The organism is Micromonospora sp. NPDC000663, from assembly GCF_042898105.1.
Classification (GTDB): domain Bacteria; phylum Actinomycetota; class Actinomycetes; order Mycobacteriales; family Micromonosporaceae; genus Micromonospora.
In genome coordinates this window covers 40,782-57,067 of record NZ_JBIAYR010000004.1, presented here as the reverse complement: position 1 = coordinate 57,067, position 16,286 = coordinate 40,782, and the positions used below count along the sequence as shown (strand labels likewise).

The following is a 16,286-nucleotide window of genomic DNA, read 5'->3' as shown; positions in this document are numbered from 1 at the left end:
GGGGTCAGGCCCGGATCCGGGTGGACAGGGCGATGACGAGCACGAGCGGCACGATCAGCAGCACCGGCGCGGCCAGCGGCAGGTGCAGGGCCACCAGGGCGCCGACCGCCGCGCCTGTCATCAGGGCCAGCAGCACCTGAGCCTTGGGCCGCAGGCCGCCCCACGGGCTGCGCGCGGCGACACCGGCGATGAGGCTCGTGAGGGTGCCGGTCAGGTACGTCGAGGACAGTCCCGGCACGCCGAAGCGCTGGATGGCACTGCTCTGCACGCCGAGCGCCGTCGCCGACAGCAGGAGCAGGGCGAGGTCGACTCGGTCGCTGTGGGTGGGGAGGTTGACCACCCAGACGACGAGGAAGACACCGAACACGAGCAGCTCCAGGACGAGCGCCCAGGTGACCCGGCGGGGCCAGACGGGATCGTCCGGTTGTGGCGAGCCGACGACGCGTGCGCCGGCCAGGACGCCGACGATGAAGCTGACGATCGCGCATCCGGAGGTCAGGGCGAGGTCCGCGTCGCCTCTGCCGGCCGAGAGTCCGAGCAGGACCATGTTGCCGGTCATGACGCTGGAGAAGGCCCCGCCCAGGGACAGGAAGCCGACCGCGTCGGCGCTTCCGGTGAGGAACGTGAGCAGGACGACGAGGGCGTGCCGTCGTCGCAGGAGACGATCGTCGTCCCGGGGGCCGACGCGAGGACTGGTGACGCGGGGCGCGGTGCTCGACACTGTCGCTGTCCTCCAAAAATTGTTCTTCGTATACACTTTTCCCGGACGGATCACGGAGAGGCGACCAGGTGGCGGAAGACCTGCGGGACAAGCTTGGCGCTCAGCACCTGCCGCTACGCGACCAGGTCCTCACGGCGCTGCGGACCGCCATCATCGACGGCGACTACCTGCCCGGCGAGCGGCTGACCGAAGACCGGCTGGCGGAGGACTTCGGCGTCTCCCGCAACCCCGTCCGGGAGGCGCTGCGCGTCGCCGAGGCCGAGGGCTTCGTGGTGATCCTCCCCCGCCGGGGCGCGGTCGTCGCCTCGCCGAGCAGCGGCACCATCGGGGACATGTTCGCCGTCCGCGAGCGCCTGGAGGCGCTGGCCGCCCGGCTGGCCGCCGAACGCGCGAGCGCGGCGGACGTCGCGGCCCTGCGCGCGCTGCTCGACCAGGGCCGCGAGGCGACCGAACGGCAGGACCTGCCCCGGGTCGCCGAACTGAACAGCGCCCTGCACCTGCGCATCCTCCAGATCAGCGGAAACCCCTGGCTGTCGTCGATCGCCAAGTCGCTGTACCTCCACGTCCAGTGGGTCTTCCGGCTGGGGGCCGAGCAACGCGCGCCGCACTCGTGGGCCGAGCACATCCAACTTGTCGACGCCATCGAGTCAGGCGACGGTGACCGCGCCGAACGGGCCGCGCTGGCCCACCTCGACGCGGCCTCCGCGGCGGCGTACGAGAACGCCGAGGGCGGGTACGGCGCCCGCTAGCGACCGCACGCGTACCCCTGCATACCGCGCGGGTTCGCCCCGGCGGCGAGCACCCCGGTGCCCGGATCCCTGGTGACCGCACAGAGCCGGCCGAGACTCCACGCGTCGGAGATCCGCACGTCGTGCCCGTACGACAGCAGTGCCTCCCGCACGTCCTCGTCGAGGCGTTCCTCCACCACCAGGACGCCGGGCTGCATGTCGCGCGGATAGAACGACCCCGGCAGGCTGACCGTGTGCCACGCGGGCGCGTCGATCGCCTCCTGGAGCGACTGCCCCGCGACGAGGTGACGCAGCAGGAACGGCAGCTGCCACTGGTCCTGCTGGTCGCCACCGGGCGTGCCGCACGCCAGGATCGGCTCACCGTCGCGGTGCACCATCGTCGGGCTCAGCGTTGTACGCGGCCGGCGGCCGGGCGCCAGCGACGACGCCAGACCCTCCTCGAGCCAGAACATCTGCAGGCGGCTGCCGAGCGGGAACCCGAGCTCCGGGATGGTGGGCGAACTCTGCAACCAGCCGCCACTCGGGGTCGCCGAGATCATGTTGCCCCACCTGTCGACCACGTCCACGTGGCACGTGTCGCCCCGGGTCACGCCGTCGGACTGCACGGTCGGCTCCCCTGTCGTCGCGTCCGACGGATCGGTACGACGGCCGGCGCCGGGCCGGACGTGCGCCGCGAGGCGTGGCCGCGCCCCGTCGGGGTGCCCTGGCCGCAGCTCCGCCGAGGCGCGGTCACCGATCAGGGCGGCCCGCTCCCGCGCGTACTCCCGCGAGAGCAGCGCCTTGGCGGGCACGTCGGCGCTGTCGCCGTACCAGGCCTCCCGGTCGGCGAAGGCGAGCTTGAGCGCCTCGACCTGGGCGTGGATGCCGGCCGCGGTGGCCGGGTCGTACGCGCCCGGATCGTCGAGCGCGTCGAGGACCGACAGCGTCTCCAGCAGCACCGGCCCCTGCCCCCAGAAGCCTGTCTTCGCCACCGAGTAGCCGTGCCAGTCCAGGGTGGCCGGCTCCTCCCACGTCGCCGAGTACGCGGCCAGGTCGTCGCCGGTGACCAGACCGGCGTGCGGGCGTCCACTGGAGTCCTGGAACGGCAGCCGGCTGAACCTGTCGACGGCGTCGGCGACGAAGCCCGTACCCCAGGCCCTGCGCGCCGCCTCGATCTGCGCCTCCCGGTCGGGACCGGCGGCCCGTCCCGCCTCGACGAGGCGGCGCAGGGTGTCGGCGTACGCCGGGTTGGTGACCATCTCCCCGGCGGCCGGTGGCCGGCCGTCGCGCAGCCAGAGCTGGGCGGACGTGGGCCAGTGCTCCTGGAACAGCGAACGCACCGCCGCCACGGTGTCGCCGACCCTGCCCACCAGGGGGTGGCCGGCGGCGGCGTAGCCGATGGCCGGCTCCAGCACCTCGGCGAGGGACAGCGTGCCGTGCTCGCGCAGCAGCAGGAGCCAGGCGTCCACGGCGCCGGGTACGGCCGCCGCGAGCGGCCCGGCGCCCGGGATCAGGTCCATGCCGAGGGACCGGAAGTGCGCGATGGTGGCGCCCGCCGGCGCCGGGCCCTGCCCGCACAGCACCTTCGGGGTCGGGTCCTGGGCGGTCGCCACGATGGCCGGCACCTCGCCGCCCGGCCCGTTGAGGTGGGGCTCGACGACGTGCAGGACGAACCCGGCGGTCACCGCCGCGTCGAAGGCGTTGCCCCCGCGTTCCAGGATGCCCATGGCCGACTGGCTGGCCAGCCAGTGCGTCGAGGACACCATGCCGAACGTGCCCTGCAACGTCGGTCTGGTGGTGAACGTCATGACAACACCTCACTCGGATCTGCGGTGCGGACGTCGGGGCCGGTGCCATCCGGCTGGACCAGGTGGCAGGCTGCCATGCCGTCGCCGATCGGCACCTGCGGCGGCACCTCGGTCGCGCACCTGTCGAACGCGAGCGGGCACCGGGTCCGGAAGCGGCAACCGGACGGCGGGTCCAGCGCGGACGGCAGGTCGTCGCCGAGCAGCACCGGCTGTCGCTGGCGCTGGCGTACCGGGTCGGCCACCGGCGCGGCCGCCAGCAGCGCCTGCGTGTAGGGGTGGGCGGGTCGGGCGAAGATCCGCTCGCGGGAGCCCTTCTCGACGAGCTGGCCCAGGTACATGACGGCGATGTCGTCGGCCAGGTACTCGACAGCGGACAGGTCGTGGGTGATGAACAGGCAGGCGAAACCGATGTCGCGTTGCAGGTCGGCGAGGAGGTTGAGCACCGAGGCCTGCACCGACACGTCGAGCGCGCTCGTGGGTTCGTCGGCGATGAGCAGCATCGGCTCGGAGACCAGTGCCCGCGCGATGCTGACCCGCTGGCGCTGCCCGCCGGACAGCTCGTGCGGGTAACGCCGCGCCACCTCGGCGCGCAGGCCCACCCGTTCGAGCTGCGGAGCGACGCGGGCCTCCCGCTCGCGCCGCGGGACGCGCCGGCCGGCCAGCCGCAGCGGCTCGGCCACGATCTCACCCACCAGCATGCGCGGGTCCAGGGAGGCGGCCGGGTCCTGGAAGACGATCGACACCGCGTGGCGGTGCGGACGCAGCTGCCGGCGGGACAGGTGGGTGACGTCCGTGCCGGCGATCCGGACCACGCCCGCCGTCGGTTCGACGAGGCGTACGACGCACCTGCCGACTGTCGACTTGCCCGAGCCGCTCTCTCCCACCAGGGCCGTGACCCGGCCGGCGGCGATGGTGAGGGACACCCCGTCCACGGCGCGGACCGGGCCGAAGTGCATCACCAGGTCCTCGATCTCCAGGGCGTTCGGTCGGGATGTCATCGGTTCGCCTCCCGGGGTTGCGGCGGGCACGGGTGCCAACACGCCGCGAGGTGGTCGATCCCGTCCCCCGCCACCTCCAGCGGCGGCGCGGACTCGCGGCACCGCGCGTCGGCCGCCGGGCAGCGGTCGGCGAACGTGCAGGCGTCCGGCTGGGTCGACAGGACAGGCACCAGACCGGGGATCTCCGCCAGCCGCGCGGTGCTGGCGTGTCGCCCCGGCTTCGGCGACGCCGACAGGAGTCCGGCCGTGTAGTGGTGGTACGGGCGCGCGAACAGGTCGGTGACCGGCGCCCGTTCCACCACGCGGCCGGCGTACATAACCACGACGCGGTCGGCGATGTCGGCGATCACCCCGAGGTCGTGCGTGATGATGAGGATGCTCGTGCCGAGCCGGTCCCGCAGGTCCCGTAGGACCTGGAGGATGCCGGCCTGGACGGTGACGTCGAGCGCGGTGGTCGGCTCGTCGGCTACCAGCACCTTCGGGCCACAGGCGACAGCCATCGCGATCATCACGCGTTGGCGCATGCCACCGGACAGTTGGTGGGGGTACGCGTCGACGCGGTGCGCCGCGGAGGGGATGCCGACGAGGGTCAGCAGCTCCACGGCGCGGGCGTGGGCGGCCCGCCGCGACATCCGCTCGTGAACCTGGAGCACCTCGGCGATCTGCCGCCCGACGGTGAGCACCGGGTTCAGCGACGTCATCGGCTCCTGGAAGATGTACGCGATCTCCCGGCCGCGTACCCGACGGAGTGCGGATTCGCGGGCGCCTACCAACTCGGTGCCGTTGAGGCGTACCGAGCCGGTGACCCTGGCGCTGCCCGGGAGCAGACCGGCGATGCTCATGCCTGTGACGCTCTTGCCACAGCCCGACTCGCCCACCATCCCGACGATCTCCCCGGCCGCCAGGTCCAGGGTGACCCCGTCGACAGCCGAGACGGTGCCGGTCTCGGTCGGGAACGAGACCGACAGGTCGCGCATCTCCAGGACGGCCGTGGCGGTGCTCGCGGGGGCCGTGGTCATCGCCGGTCTCCCTTGGGGTCGAGGGCGTCGCGCAGGGCGTCACCGAAGACGTTGAACGCCAGCGCCAACCCCATGATCACGACACCGGGCAGGACGGCGGCCCAGGGTGCGCGGGCGGCGAACTGCTGGGCGGTGGCGAGCATGGTGCCGAGGCTGGGGGCCGGGGGTTGGATGCCGAGGCCGAGGAAGGAGAGCACGGCCTCGCCGAGGATCGCCGCCGGGATCGCGACAGTGGCCTGCACGAGGATCACCGACGTCGCGTTGGGCAGGATGTGCCGGGCGAGAACCCACAGGTCACTGGCGCCGTCCACGACGGCCGCCGCGACGAAGTCCAGCGACTTGAGGCGCAGCGTGTCCGACCGCACCACCCGGATCACGCCGGGGATCTGGGCGATGCCGATGGCCACCGCGGCGTTGCCGAGGCTGGCGCCCCGGATCGCCGCGAGGCCCACCGCCATGATCAGGAACGGAAACGCGAGGAGCAGGTCGGTGAAGCGCGAGATCACCGCGTCCCAGGCCCGGAAGTAGCCGGCGGCCAGCCCGAGGGGTACGCCTATGACAAGCGAGGTGGCCACGGCCAGGAGCCCCACCTGCAACGACGCCCGAGCACCGAGCATGATCCGGGACAGGACGTCGCGCCCCAGGTCGTCGGTGCCGAGCAGGTGACCGGAGGTCCCGGGTGGCGCGAAGGTGCGGGCGAAGTCGGTCTGGTCGACGGAGTAGGGGGCGAGCCACGGCGACAGCAGCGCGACGGCTGCCGCGAGCGCGAGGACGACGAAACTCACGACGGCGAGCGGGTTGCGACGCAACCGGCGCAGGACGCGGGTCCGGCGGGTGATGCTCACCGCGTCGGTCTCCGCCATCGGTACGGCGAGGACGGTCATGCCGGATCTCCCGTCACCCGAATGCGGGGGTCGATGACCGAGTAGAGCAGGTCCACGAAGAAGTTGATCACGATGTAGGCCGTCGCGGTGAGCAGCACGACCGCCTGGATCACCGGATAGTCGCGCTGGAACACGGCGTCGATTGTCATCTTGCCGAAGCCCGGCAGTCCGAAGATCTGCTCGGTGACGACCGCGCCGGAGATCAGCCCTCCGAGTTGGAGGCCCACGACCGTCACCACCACGATGAGGCTGTTGCGCAGCGCGTGCCTGGTGACGACGGCGCGGGGGCGCAGGCCCTTCGCCTTCGCCGTGCGGACGTAGTCCGAGGAGAGTGAGTCGAGCATCGCCGACCGGGTCTGCCGCATGATGATGGCGGCCAGGCCGGTGCCGAGGATCACCGCCGGCAGGACGATGTGGTGCAGGTTGTCGACCGGGTCCTCCAGCAGCGGCACGAACCCGGACGCGGGGAACAGGCCGGTCGCCACCGACAGGTAGAGGATCGCGAGCAGCCCGAGCCAGAAGTGCGGCACCGACAGCCCGATCAGGGCGAGCGCGTTGGCGCACCACTCCGCCGGGCGGCCACGGCGGACCGCCGCGAGCACCCCGGCGCCGACCCCGAGCAGCGAGGCGATGGCGATCGCCAGGACGGACAGCTCGACTGTCACCGGCAGGGCGGTGGTGAGCATCGACGAGACGGGCGTTCCGGTCCGGATCGACACACCGAAGTCGCCCTGCGCCACGCGTTCCACGTACTGCGCGAACTGGACCGGCAGCGGCTGGTCCAGGCCGTAGTGCCGGCGGATGGCCTCGAGGGCCTCCGGCGACCGGTCCTCCCCCGCCAGGGCGAGGGCCGGGTCGCCGGGGAGCGCCCGTACGCCGACGAACACCACGATCGTCGACATCAGCAGGGTCAGGGCCGACTGCCAGGCGCGGGTGAGCAGGTATCGGGCCACGGCGACCTACTTGGTGTAGCCGGCGAACGCGGCCCGGATCACGCCGTCCGGGAAGACCTGCAGACCCTGGATCTGCTTGGCGACGGCGGTCAGGTTGCGCTGCCGGTACAGGTAGATGAGCGCGTCGTCCTGCTGGAGCAGCGTGACCGCCTGCCCGTACAGCTTCTTGCGCTCCTCGACGTCGCCGGCCTGCCGGGCCTGGGTCAGCAGCGTGTCGAGCTGGGGGTTGCTGTAGCCGGAGACGTTCTGGCTCGCGCCGGTGCCGACGAAGTTGGTGATGTTGGCGTCCGGGTCGATCCGTCCGCTCCACCCGAGTTGCAGCAGCTCGAAGTTGCCCCGGTCCTGTTCGTCGAGGAGCGACGAGTACTCCACCGGGTTGATCTTCAGGTCGAACCCGCCCTCCTTGACCATCGCCTGGAGTGCCTGGGCGAGGCGCAGCGTGTCAGGTGTGTTCGACGCGAGCACCGTCACCGGGTACGGCGTCTGCACGCCCGCCTCGGTCAGCAGTTGCTTGGCCTTGGCGGGGTCGTGCGCCGGGCAGGTCTGGGCTTCGGGGGACGAGAAGGGGCTGGCGGGTGAGATGGGCGAGCAGGCGGCGGTGTGCACGCCGTTGAAGACGGCGCCGACGAGGGCCTTGCGGTCGATGGCGTGCTCGAAGGCCTGGCGGACCTTGGCGTTCTGCGCGAGCGGCCGGTTGATCGGCTTGGGTGCGGTGCCGACCCCGTCGACGTTGCCGACGTTGATGGTGAGGCCCTGGTAGCCGAGGGACTGCGACTGCAGGACGGTGACCGAGGAGTCCTGCCGCAGCGACGCCACGTCCTGCGTGGAGACGCTGTCGGCGACCTGGGCATCACCGGAGCGCAGGTTGGCGGCCCGGATGCTGGCGTCGCTGAGGATCCGCCAGGAGATCGCGTCCAGGTGGACCTTGTCGGCCTCGTAGTAGTTCGGGTCCTTCACCACGTCGATCGAGTTCTGCGGGACCCGCTTGGCGAACTTGAAGGGGCCCACGCAGACCGGCGCCGACGCGAAGTCGTCGCCCAGACTCTGCAACGCCCTGCTGCTCATGATCATGCCGGCGCGGTCGGCGAGGGCACCGACCAGCGGCGCGAACGGCTGCTTCAGCCGCAGGACGACGGTCTGCGCGTCGGGGGTGTCGACGCCGTCGATGGGGCCGAGTTCGCTCTTGCGCGCCGACCGGGCGTTGGTCAGGTGCCGTTGCAGGGTGGCCTTGACCGCGGCGGAGTCGAACGGGGTCCCGTCCGCGAAACGCACGCCCTGACGCAGCGGGATGGTGACCGTCCGCCCGTCGCCGCTCGTCGTGGGCAGCGCGGTCGCGAGCTGGGGTACGACCTGCGCCTGCTCGTTGACGTCGTAGAGCTTCTGGCACATGGCCTGGAAGACGTACCGGGAGTAGAGGCTGCGCGAGAGTGTCGGGTCCAGCGCGTCGGGCTCCGCGGAGAGGGCGATGACCAGCTTTCCGCCCTGCTTGACGGCGGCGGGGTCGGCAGGCGTACCGAAGGAGTCCTGGCCTGCCGACTGGCTGTCGCCGGAGCCGGTGCCGCCCCCGTCGTCCGACACCGGTGAACAGGCGACGACGGTGCAGGCGACGGCGACGACCGCCACCGCGGCCCGGAGTAGACGGCTCGGTTCGCTGGCGGAGAGGTTCGTCATGGAGAGCTCCTCGAGTGGGCGATTCGGGGAGCGTATGTTGTATACGATGACCGCCGCAAGACCTCCGCGCCCCGGACAAACCCGACCCGCGATCAGCCCGGGGACCGGGTCCGGCCGCCGCGCAGCAGGCTGAACAGCACACCCAGCGCGAGCACCGCCACCACCCCGCTGAAGATCTCACCGGCGGGACGCAGCCCGGTCGCCTGGATCAGCAGCCCCACCCCTACCGCTGGGACGCCGAGCGTGGCGAAGAGGATGGCGAAGAAGGTCGACACCACCTCGGCCTGGTGCTGCGGCGCCGTCCTCATCGTGATCGTCGCGACGCCGTCGCCGACGGCCACCCCGGCGGCGATCCCGATGAGCGCCGCGCTGACCATCAGCGTCGCCAGCACCGCCCTCCACATGCTGAACCCGAGCAGACCGGCCCCCACGACCAGACCGGCGCAGGCGTACGCCAGCGCGGCGCGCGACGACAGGACGCGGGTCAGGAGCTGACCGAAGGCCGCGCCGATGAACGCCAGGAAGACCACGAGCGCGGCAAGCGTGTGGGACGTCCTGTGCAGGACCATGCCGAGGAACAACCCGGTCACCGACGTGAGCACTCCGAGCGCGGCGAAGCCCGCACCGCCGGTGATCGCCGAACGGACGAAGTCACCGCGGATGTTCGCCGGTACGGAGAGCCGCTGCACCCGGATCGTCACAGGGGAACGCTCCCGCACCGTCTCCGGCACCCCGCGCAGCGCGACGATCGCGACCACCGCGAAAATCAGCACGATGGCCCAGGGCAGCCGCAGCGGCTCGGGTGCCACGTCCGACACGACCCCGGCCAGCAGCGTGCCGGCGGCGAGACCGCCCAAATTCGCGAAGATCGAGACGGTGGCGGCACGCTTGGGGTGCCGGGGGTCGATGAGCTCGGCCAGGGCGGCTGTCGCCGCTCCGATGACAAGCGCGGCCGAGAGGCCGGCGAGCACCCGACCCACGATGATCATCGCGAGGTCCACGGCGAACAGGAAGACGGCGTCGGCGGCGACGGAGAGGATCAGCGCGGCCAGGATGACCGGGCGACGGCCGATCTGGTCCGAGAGCCGGCCGAACACCAGCAGCCCCACGACCACCCCCAGCGCGTAGAGGGCGTAGACCACTGTCACCGTCAACGACGAGAAGCCGAACTGCCTCTCGTAGAGCGGGTAGAGCGGGGTCGGCACCGTCGTCCCGACGAGAGTGATCCAGAAGGCGAACGCGACGCGTACCGCGCCGGACGTGGAACGCGACCGAGCCCGGACGCCGTCGGCGTCGCTGGCCTTGGACATGGTCAGTCCCTTCCGGGTCCGGACCCGTGCTGCGGGCCGCCGCGCCTCCTGTCCCCCGTGCAGCATGGGTCGTGACCACCGGCCCAGGTGCGGCAACTGCCGCAAACGCCCCTCATCAGGTGGCGCCACCTGCGGGGCGAGACCCGGCCGCGCCGGCCGGGAGAGGCCGCGTCTCCAGCCCGCCGCGTCTCCAGCCCGCCGCGTCCTCAGCCCGCCGTGTCGGTCCGGCGCGCACCCGGCGGCCACAGGACCGTCGTCGGGATGTCGCGCTGCCGCGCCCAGCCCACGGTACGGTCGGTCGCCGCCTCGTGGCAGCCGCGCTCCCCGTCCCAGACGGCCACCAGACGCTGCACCCGGCGCAGCAACTCCCGGTTCGCGGCCACGTACGCGGCAGTGCCGGAGTGCCGGAATCCGGTGTGGACGACCTCGACCGCCCCGCCGAGCAGTTCGTCGAAGGCGGCCCGGCCCGCCACCGGGATCGCCCGCTCGCGGTAGTCCGGTGCCGGCAGGACCACCTCGTACACGCCGCCGGTGGCACGCACCGCCCGCGCGAAGACCTGGTCGGCGCCCGCGGCCAGACAGGTGACACCCCGCACCGGCCGCTCGCTGATCCGGCGCAGCTCGGTACGCAGCGCGTCGTACACGAGCCGTTCGGTGGCGGGGGTCAGGTTGATGTGCCCGGTGATCCCCACCCGGACCGGCCGAGGGTCCAGCGTCATCCGCCGATCATCTCCCCCGACGCGCCGCCCGACGTACGCGGGGACTCGCCCGCTGCGCCGCTCTGCCGGGGCGGCGCGGGCGGGCCGGGGGTGGGCTCGGCGCCCTCGGCGGTCAGCCGGATCATCTCGAAGCCGGCGTTGGACAACACCTCCGGCAGCGCCCGGATCTCGTTGCGGTTCATCTCCTGGACGTCCGGCGGCAGCTCGTCCCAGGGCCGCAGCGTGGGATGCCGGCGGCGGGCGTCGTCGCGCGGCTCGCCGTACACCCAGCCCTCCCCCCGCCGTTCCCGGCACCACCGCTCGTGCTCCATCCGGGCCAGTTCGTCGATCCGGTCGTCGATCGCCCGGCTGGCGCCCGGATCCGCCGTACCGCCTGTGGTGCCGTGCCGGGGCGCCACCACGCAACCGAGGCTCAGCAGCTTCCCGGCGATGTCCTGCACGTGGGCGCGGTTGGCCCGGCGCAGCGACTCGGGGAGCCGGGCCCAGTCCACCATGGCGGGCGCCGAACCCCGGCGCACCCCGGCCTCGGCCTGCGACTGGAGGTACTTGTCGTGGATCTGCCGGGCCAGCCGTTCGGTGAGGTCCTCGGCGATCAGCTGGGCGTCGCAGGCCCGGGTCAGCACCGGGTAGAGCTGGAGCCTGCCGTGCACCTCGTCGAGCAGGTCGTGCCGCCGGTCGCCGTGGAACGCGGCCGCGAGCGCCGCCTGCCGGTACACGGGTACGAAGACGGTGCTCTCCGCCCGTTGCCACAGCGCCGGGGTGTCCAGCGCCAACTGGAGGCCGTTGCGTTCGTCCACCGCGCAGACGTAGAGCCGGTCGTAGCCACCGCGCAGCATCCCCGACCCGACCAGACCGTCGAGGTCCAGGTCGTACGCCCGGACCTGGCAGGCGGCCGGCAGGAAGGGGTGCCGGGCGGTGGCCAGCTCGAGTTCGACTGTCGCGTCCGGCGCCACCAGGTCGACGCGCAGCGGCGGCACCTGCCGACCGGGCGGCGCCTCGGCCTGGCGCAGCTGCCAGTGCCGGGCGCTGGCCACCAGCGCGGCGCGGCGGAAGCTGCCCCGGCCGGCGATGAGGATCCGGACCGGTCGGCCCGCCGGGGTGGGAAGGGGGTGGTGCCGGTGCAGGGCCCGGGCGGCGACGTCGTCGACGTGGAAGTAGTCCAGCCGCAGCCGGCTCGAACCGGCCGCACCCAACCGCCGGGCCTGCAACGACAGGCACATCTCCGGGTCGTGGACCTGCACGTAGACCCGGGCCGGTTGCCGCCGGTCCTGGATCAACCGGCTCGCCGCGTTGGCGATGGCGTGGTTGCGGTCGTCGTCGTCCGTACAGGCGTAGACCGTGTGGGCGTGCGGCAGACCGGCGCCGCGCAGCACCTCGGGGCTCGTCGGGTCGCCGGTGACCCCCAGGTAGCGGCGCCGCCGGTACTCCAGCGGCCCGAACGGCTCGGCGCGTACGACGATCACCCGCTCGCCCTCGCTGAAGAGCCGGTCGGCGAGCATGTGGGCGAACTGGGAGTCGCCGCAGACCACCGCGTGCCCGCGAGCCCGCCTGGCGCGCAACCGGCGGATCTCGGCGGCCAGCAGCAACCGGCTGGCCTCCACCACCGCGAGCAGGGTGAACAGCGGGGCCGCGAACCGGGCGACCTGCAACTGCCACGGGTACGGGCCGGGATCCTGCAACGGCTCCGCGCCGAGCACGAAGAGCTGGATGTCGTAGTAGACGACGTCGTACAGGTCGTAGCCGCTGCCCGGCTCGGCCCGCAGCATCCGGTCGAAGCCCACGTAGCCGAGCACCAGCGCGAGCAGGCCGATCACCGCGAAGACCATCCGCAGCGCCCTCCCGGCGGGGCGGTACGCGCCGGGGACCGGACCCGTCATCGACCAACTCCCTCGTCCGCGCGACGCCGCGATCCACGGGACCGGGCCACCTCGTATCGTATTCGACGCAGTCGATCCGACCGGACCATCGGCACCCCGGCTGATCGGCTCTTTTCCCAGGTGAACGACGCAGTCGGTGGATGCGTACCGGTCCCCCTGACTCGCCACCGAGGGTTACGATTGCCAGACGGGCCGGAGGGGGCGCAGGAACGGGTCGGCCTCGGGTCCCCCGACACCTGGCGCCCAGGCCGGAGCTACCGGAGGATCACGGAGATGGACGCAGTCGAAGGTCCACCGGCGGCAGGCCCGGTCAATCCCTTCTCCCCGACGGCCGTGGCCCGTGTGACGGAGCAGGGCGCCGGCGGGAGCACGGTGGTCACCACCGCCGTCCGCGACGCCACCGACCAACTCGACGACTACCTCCGCACCGGTGACGGCGCCGTGGTCGCCCTCGTCGGTGACTACGGCACCGGCAAGACCCATCTCGCGGTGGAGCTGCTGGCCCACACCCGGCGGGTCACCGGAGCGGCCGGGCAGGCCATCTACCTGGACGCGCCGGGCGACACGTTCCTGTCACTGCACCGCCGGTTCCTGACCCGACTGTCCCGGGACGCGGTCCGTGAGCTGCTGACCGGCTACCTGCCCGACTCCTCGGCCGATCAGCTCGTCCAGCGGCTTCGCGCGGACCTGGCGGAGGTCACCACCGACCCGGCGTTCGGCACCGCGTTGGCGATGCTGCTCGACCCGGGCACCGAGGCCGCCGCATGGGACTGGCTGTCGGGTCATCCGCCGGGCCCGGCGCTTGTCGCCGCCGGCGTCACCCCCAGTACGGACGTGGAGGCCACCGCCGTCGAGGCGATGGGTGTGCTGGCCCTGCTGCACGGTCGACGGCACGACCGCTTCGTGCTGGTCCTCGACGAGCTCGACAAGATCCTCACCGCGGGTGGCCGGCCCGGCCCGGAGACGATGGCCCGCCTGCAACGGCTGCTCGGCGTGTTCACCTCCGCCGGTGCCCTGCTGGTGATCGCCGGGCTGCCCGACATGCTGCACCTGCTCAGCACCGAGGTGCGCCAGCGGATCGGGCCGATCGTACGGATGTCCGCGCTCGCCGGCGAGGACGTGCGCACGTTCATCAGGCAGACCCAGCTCCGGGCGTTCGGCCAGGCCCGGCTCGCGCCGTTCACCGTGGAGACCACCGAATACCTGGCCAACCTCGCCGACGGGGTGCCCCGGCGGGTGATCCGGCTCTGCTACCACCTGTTCCAGCGCGCCGCCCAGGCCGGCACACCCGTCACCCACGTCATGGTCCGCGAGGTCGTGCGGGTCCAGTTCGACCTGGCCAACCGGCAGGACGTCGCCGCCGACGTACGGCGGGTGCTCACCCAGGACGGCTGGTCGTACCAGCGGGACCATCTGCTCGGGTCGATGCGTGACCTGCCTGTCGACTTCTGGATACCCGTGGAGGAACGCAACGCCGGCTGCTGCGTGCTGCTCAGCGAGTCGATCCTCAAGGCGGAGGAGGTCGACGACCTGCACCGACGGGTCGTCGCGATCCGGGCGGCCGTCCCGGACAGCGAGGTGATCCTCGTCGTCGTCGGCCACCTGCCGACGGAGTTCGCCGCGGAACTCGCGGGCACGTTCAGCGTCGAGCCCATCGTGCACGACCCGCAGTCCTTCGCCGAGGACCTGTCGGGCAGTGTCAAGGCCCTGATGCGCCGGCTGGAGCAGGCGATCGGCGCGGACGCGCTGACCTCGGTACGCCAGCGCGTCGAACGGATCCACCGCCAGCAGAGCAACACCCAGCGCTCCATCGAGCACCTGTCGTACCAGCTCGACGAGATCCGGGGCGAGCTGCGTCCGGCCGGTCTGCTCGGGGTCGTACCGCAGCACCAGCCGGAGGCGGGGGCGACGCCGCCGCTGCCGGGGCGTGTCGCGCGGGTGTTCGTCGAGGCCATCGACGCCCTGGACCAGCTCACCGGTTTCGAACGCCGCCTGCGGGACGCGTTCGCCCCGCACCGCGTGGCGACAGTCGGCGGCGCGGACGGCGGCCAGGCCCTACGGTCGCTGCTGCGCTCGCGGGACGTGCAGCGGGCGGTGGGCACGTCGGTGGTCCTGCGCCGCCTCATCGAGGCGTTCCGCGAGGGCGTGGAGCAGTGGTACGCCGGCCACCGCGCCGATCCCCAACCGACGGACCCGGAGCGGTTGGATCTGCTCTGCGAGACGTACGACGGGATAGCCGAGTACCTGCCGCTGTTCCAGTTGGACACGCTGAGCGGGTTGGCCGCCGCCGGTGGCGGTGGCGAGGACGGCGTGGATCCGGTCGACCACTCGCGTACCTGGTCGCAGGCGCGGTCGGTCTTCGACGGGCTGGGCGGCCGGGTCCGTCAGCTGCTGCTCGCCGGCTGAGCGCCGAGCGGCGTCGGGTCGGCGTCCGGTCGGTGCGCGGTGTCGCCGGGGCCGCCGGGTCGACGCCTGTCGAGCACCGCCGTGGCCAGGGCGTGGATGACGTTGATGACCACGATGGCCGTCGCCACGATCCCCACCGTGCCGGGGAAGTCCCGTTCCAGGACGAGGGCGAGGATCACCGCGGTGATGCCGTTCTGCTGCCCCCAGGCGAGATACCGTCGGTCGGTCGCGGGCAGGCCACGGGTGATCGGCACCGACACCACCAGTTGCGCCGCCACCGCCGCCAGCCCGAGCACCACACCGGGCAGGATGTCGACGCCGTTCACCAGCAGCAGTCCCAGCAGGAACGTGGCCACCAGGTACGCCGCCTGGGTGGACCGGCCGACGACGGGGCCGAGCCGGGGGCGGAAGAAGAGCCCGGCGATCGCCAGGCCGAGCATGAGGAACTGCCAGGCGGCGACCAGGACCATTGCGATCAGCAGCGCCACCGCCAGCCAGTTGAGCGCCGTACGGAGCCGGGGGCGGTGCGCGTCCTCGCGTAGGCCGGCGGCACGCAGCAGTCGCCACACCAGCCAGGCCCCCACGGCGAGGCCCACGTTGGCGAGCAGGTCGAGCAGCAGGTCCAGGGGGCGGTCGCTGATGGCGCCGGCGAGCGCGCCGCCGTCGCCGCCGCTGAGGTCCAGGGCGAACGCGGAGACGTAGACGGTGAGCAGCACCGTGATGGGGTCGTCGAAGGACGCCCAGATGGACAGGATGGACCGGGCCCGCGCGGAGGTGCGGTCGGGTCGGCTCATGGCGGCCACGGCGAGCGGGTCGATCTGGGCGACTGCCACGCCGAGGACCAGGAACGCGGGGTCGCGGAAGGCCAGCACCATCACCGCGGCGATGAGCGCGGCCTTGGCGACCACACCGACTGTGACAGCCAGCAGCACGGTGCCCAGGTGGGCGCGTACCTCGGCGAGACTGATGTCGCGGGTGCTGCCGACCAGGCCCACCGCCAGCAGGACCGAGGCGAGGAGCAGGTACGCGGGGGCGCGTTCGAGCCCATCCACGTCGCCGGCCCAGGCCACGACCAGGCCGGCCAGGGCGGCGGCGGCCACGGCCGCTGATCTCGCCACTACGGTCACGGCCACCCAACCGACGCGTCGAACCCCCCGTTGATCCGAGGTGAGGATATCGACGCGGGCCGACC

The 16,286-nt window shown here is 72.6% G+C and carries 13 protein-coding genes; 2 read left to right on the top strand and 11 right to left on the bottom strand.

Annotation, left to right across the window (positions count from 1 at the left end; translation table 11 throughout):
* Positions 1–4: 4 nt before the first annotated feature.
* Positions 5–721, bottom strand: a complete 717-nt coding sequence (locus ACFY1S_RS15790) for a YoaK family protein (RefSeq protein ID WP_387117854.1) — start codon at positions 719–721, stop codon at positions 5–7.
* Between the two features lie 68 nt (positions 722–789).
* Here ACFY1S_RS15790 and ACFY1S_RS15785 point away from each other — a divergent pair, with 68 nt between their 5' ends.
* Positions 790–1,470 carry a GntR family transcriptional regulator gene (locus ACFY1S_RS15785; protein ID WP_364363761.1) on the top strand — a complete coding sequence of 227 codons (681 nt, stop codon included), beginning with the start codon at positions 790–792 and terminating at the stop codon, positions 1,468–1,470.
* On the opposite strand, the gene ACFY1S_RS15780 is transcribed toward ACFY1S_RS15785, so the two are convergent.
* The 9 genes from ACFY1S_RS15780 to ACFY1S_RS15740 form a co-directional block, all read right to left on the bottom strand.
* Entirely contained in the window at positions 1,467–3,257 is a 1,791-nt protein-coding gene (locus tag ACFY1S_RS15780; protein WP_387117851.1) for a gamma-glutamyltransferase family protein, read from the bottom strand. The genes ACFY1S_RS15785 and ACFY1S_RS15780 overlap by 4 nt on opposite strands.
* Complete coding sequence (locus ACFY1S_RS15775) at positions 3,254–4,255, bottom strand: ABC transporter ATP-binding protein (protein WP_387117849.1); 1,002 nt, start codon at positions 4,253–4,255, stop codon at positions 3,254–3,256. The genes ACFY1S_RS15780 and ACFY1S_RS15775 overlap by 4 nt, the downstream gene beginning before the upstream one ends.
* Positions 4,252–5,274 (bottom strand): ABC transporter ATP-binding protein, encoded by a 1,023-nt coding sequence (locus tag ACFY1S_RS15770; protein WP_387117847.1) that lies wholly within the window; start codon positions 5,272–5,274, stop codon positions 4,252–4,254. Before ACFY1S_RS15770 ends, ACFY1S_RS15775 begins: the two co-directional genes overlap by 4 nt.
* Positions 5,271–6,158 (bottom strand): ABC transporter permease, encoded by an 888-nt coding sequence (locus tag ACFY1S_RS15765; RefSeq protein WP_387117845.1) that lies wholly within the window; start codon positions 6,156–6,158, stop codon positions 5,271–5,273. Before ACFY1S_RS15765 ends, ACFY1S_RS15770 begins: the two co-directional genes overlap by 4 nt.
* Positions 6,155–7,111, bottom strand: a complete 957-nt coding sequence (locus ACFY1S_RS15760; RefSeq protein WP_387117843.1) for an ABC transporter permease — start codon at positions 7,109–7,111, stop codon at positions 6,155–6,157. Before ACFY1S_RS15760 ends, ACFY1S_RS15765 begins: the two co-directional genes overlap by 4 nt.
* 6 nt (positions 7,112–7,117) lie before the next feature.
* Positions 7,118–8,782, bottom strand: coding sequence for an ABC transporter substrate-binding protein (locus ACFY1S_RS15755; protein WP_387117841.1), 1,665 nt, complete (start codon positions 8,780–8,782; stop codon positions 7,118–7,120).
* A gap of 92 nt (positions 8,783–8,874) precedes the next feature.
* Positions 8,875–10,092, bottom strand: coding sequence for an MFS transporter (locus tag ACFY1S_RS15750; protein WP_387117838.1), 1,218 nt, complete (start codon positions 10,090–10,092; stop codon positions 8,875–8,877).
* Positions 10,093–10,298: 206 nt separating this feature from the next.
* Positions 10,299–10,811 carry a hypothetical protein gene (locus tag ACFY1S_RS15745; protein WP_387117835.1) on the bottom strand — a complete coding sequence of 171 codons (513 nt, stop codon included), beginning with the start codon at positions 10,809–10,811 and terminating at the stop codon, positions 10,299–10,301.
* Positions 10,808–12,688 (bottom strand): RyR domain-containing protein, encoded by a 1,881-nt coding sequence (locus ACFY1S_RS15740; RefSeq protein WP_387117832.1) that lies wholly within the window; start codon positions 12,686–12,688, stop codon positions 10,808–10,810. Before ACFY1S_RS15740 ends, ACFY1S_RS15745 begins: the two co-directional genes overlap by 4 nt.
* Positions 12,689–12,961: 273 nt before the next feature.
* Between ACFY1S_RS15740 and ACFY1S_RS15735 the strand changes: the two genes are divergently transcribed.
* The gene (locus ACFY1S_RS15735; protein WP_387117829.1) at positions 12,962–15,094 is read left to right on the top strand and encodes an AAA family ATPase; all 2,133 of its coding nucleotides are present in this window, start codon (positions 12,962–12,964) and stop codon (positions 15,092–15,094) included.
* Here the strand turns inward: ACFY1S_RS15735 and ACFY1S_RS15730 are convergent.
* Positions 15,073–16,227: a hypothetical protein gene (locus ACFY1S_RS15730; protein ID WP_387117826.1), complete on the bottom strand. Its 1,155-nt coding sequence runs from the start codon at positions 16,225–16,227 to the stop codon at positions 15,073–15,075. The two genes, ACFY1S_RS15735 and ACFY1S_RS15730, sit on opposite strands and share 22 nt — an antisense overlap.
* Positions 16,228–16,286: the final 59 nt, after the last annotated feature.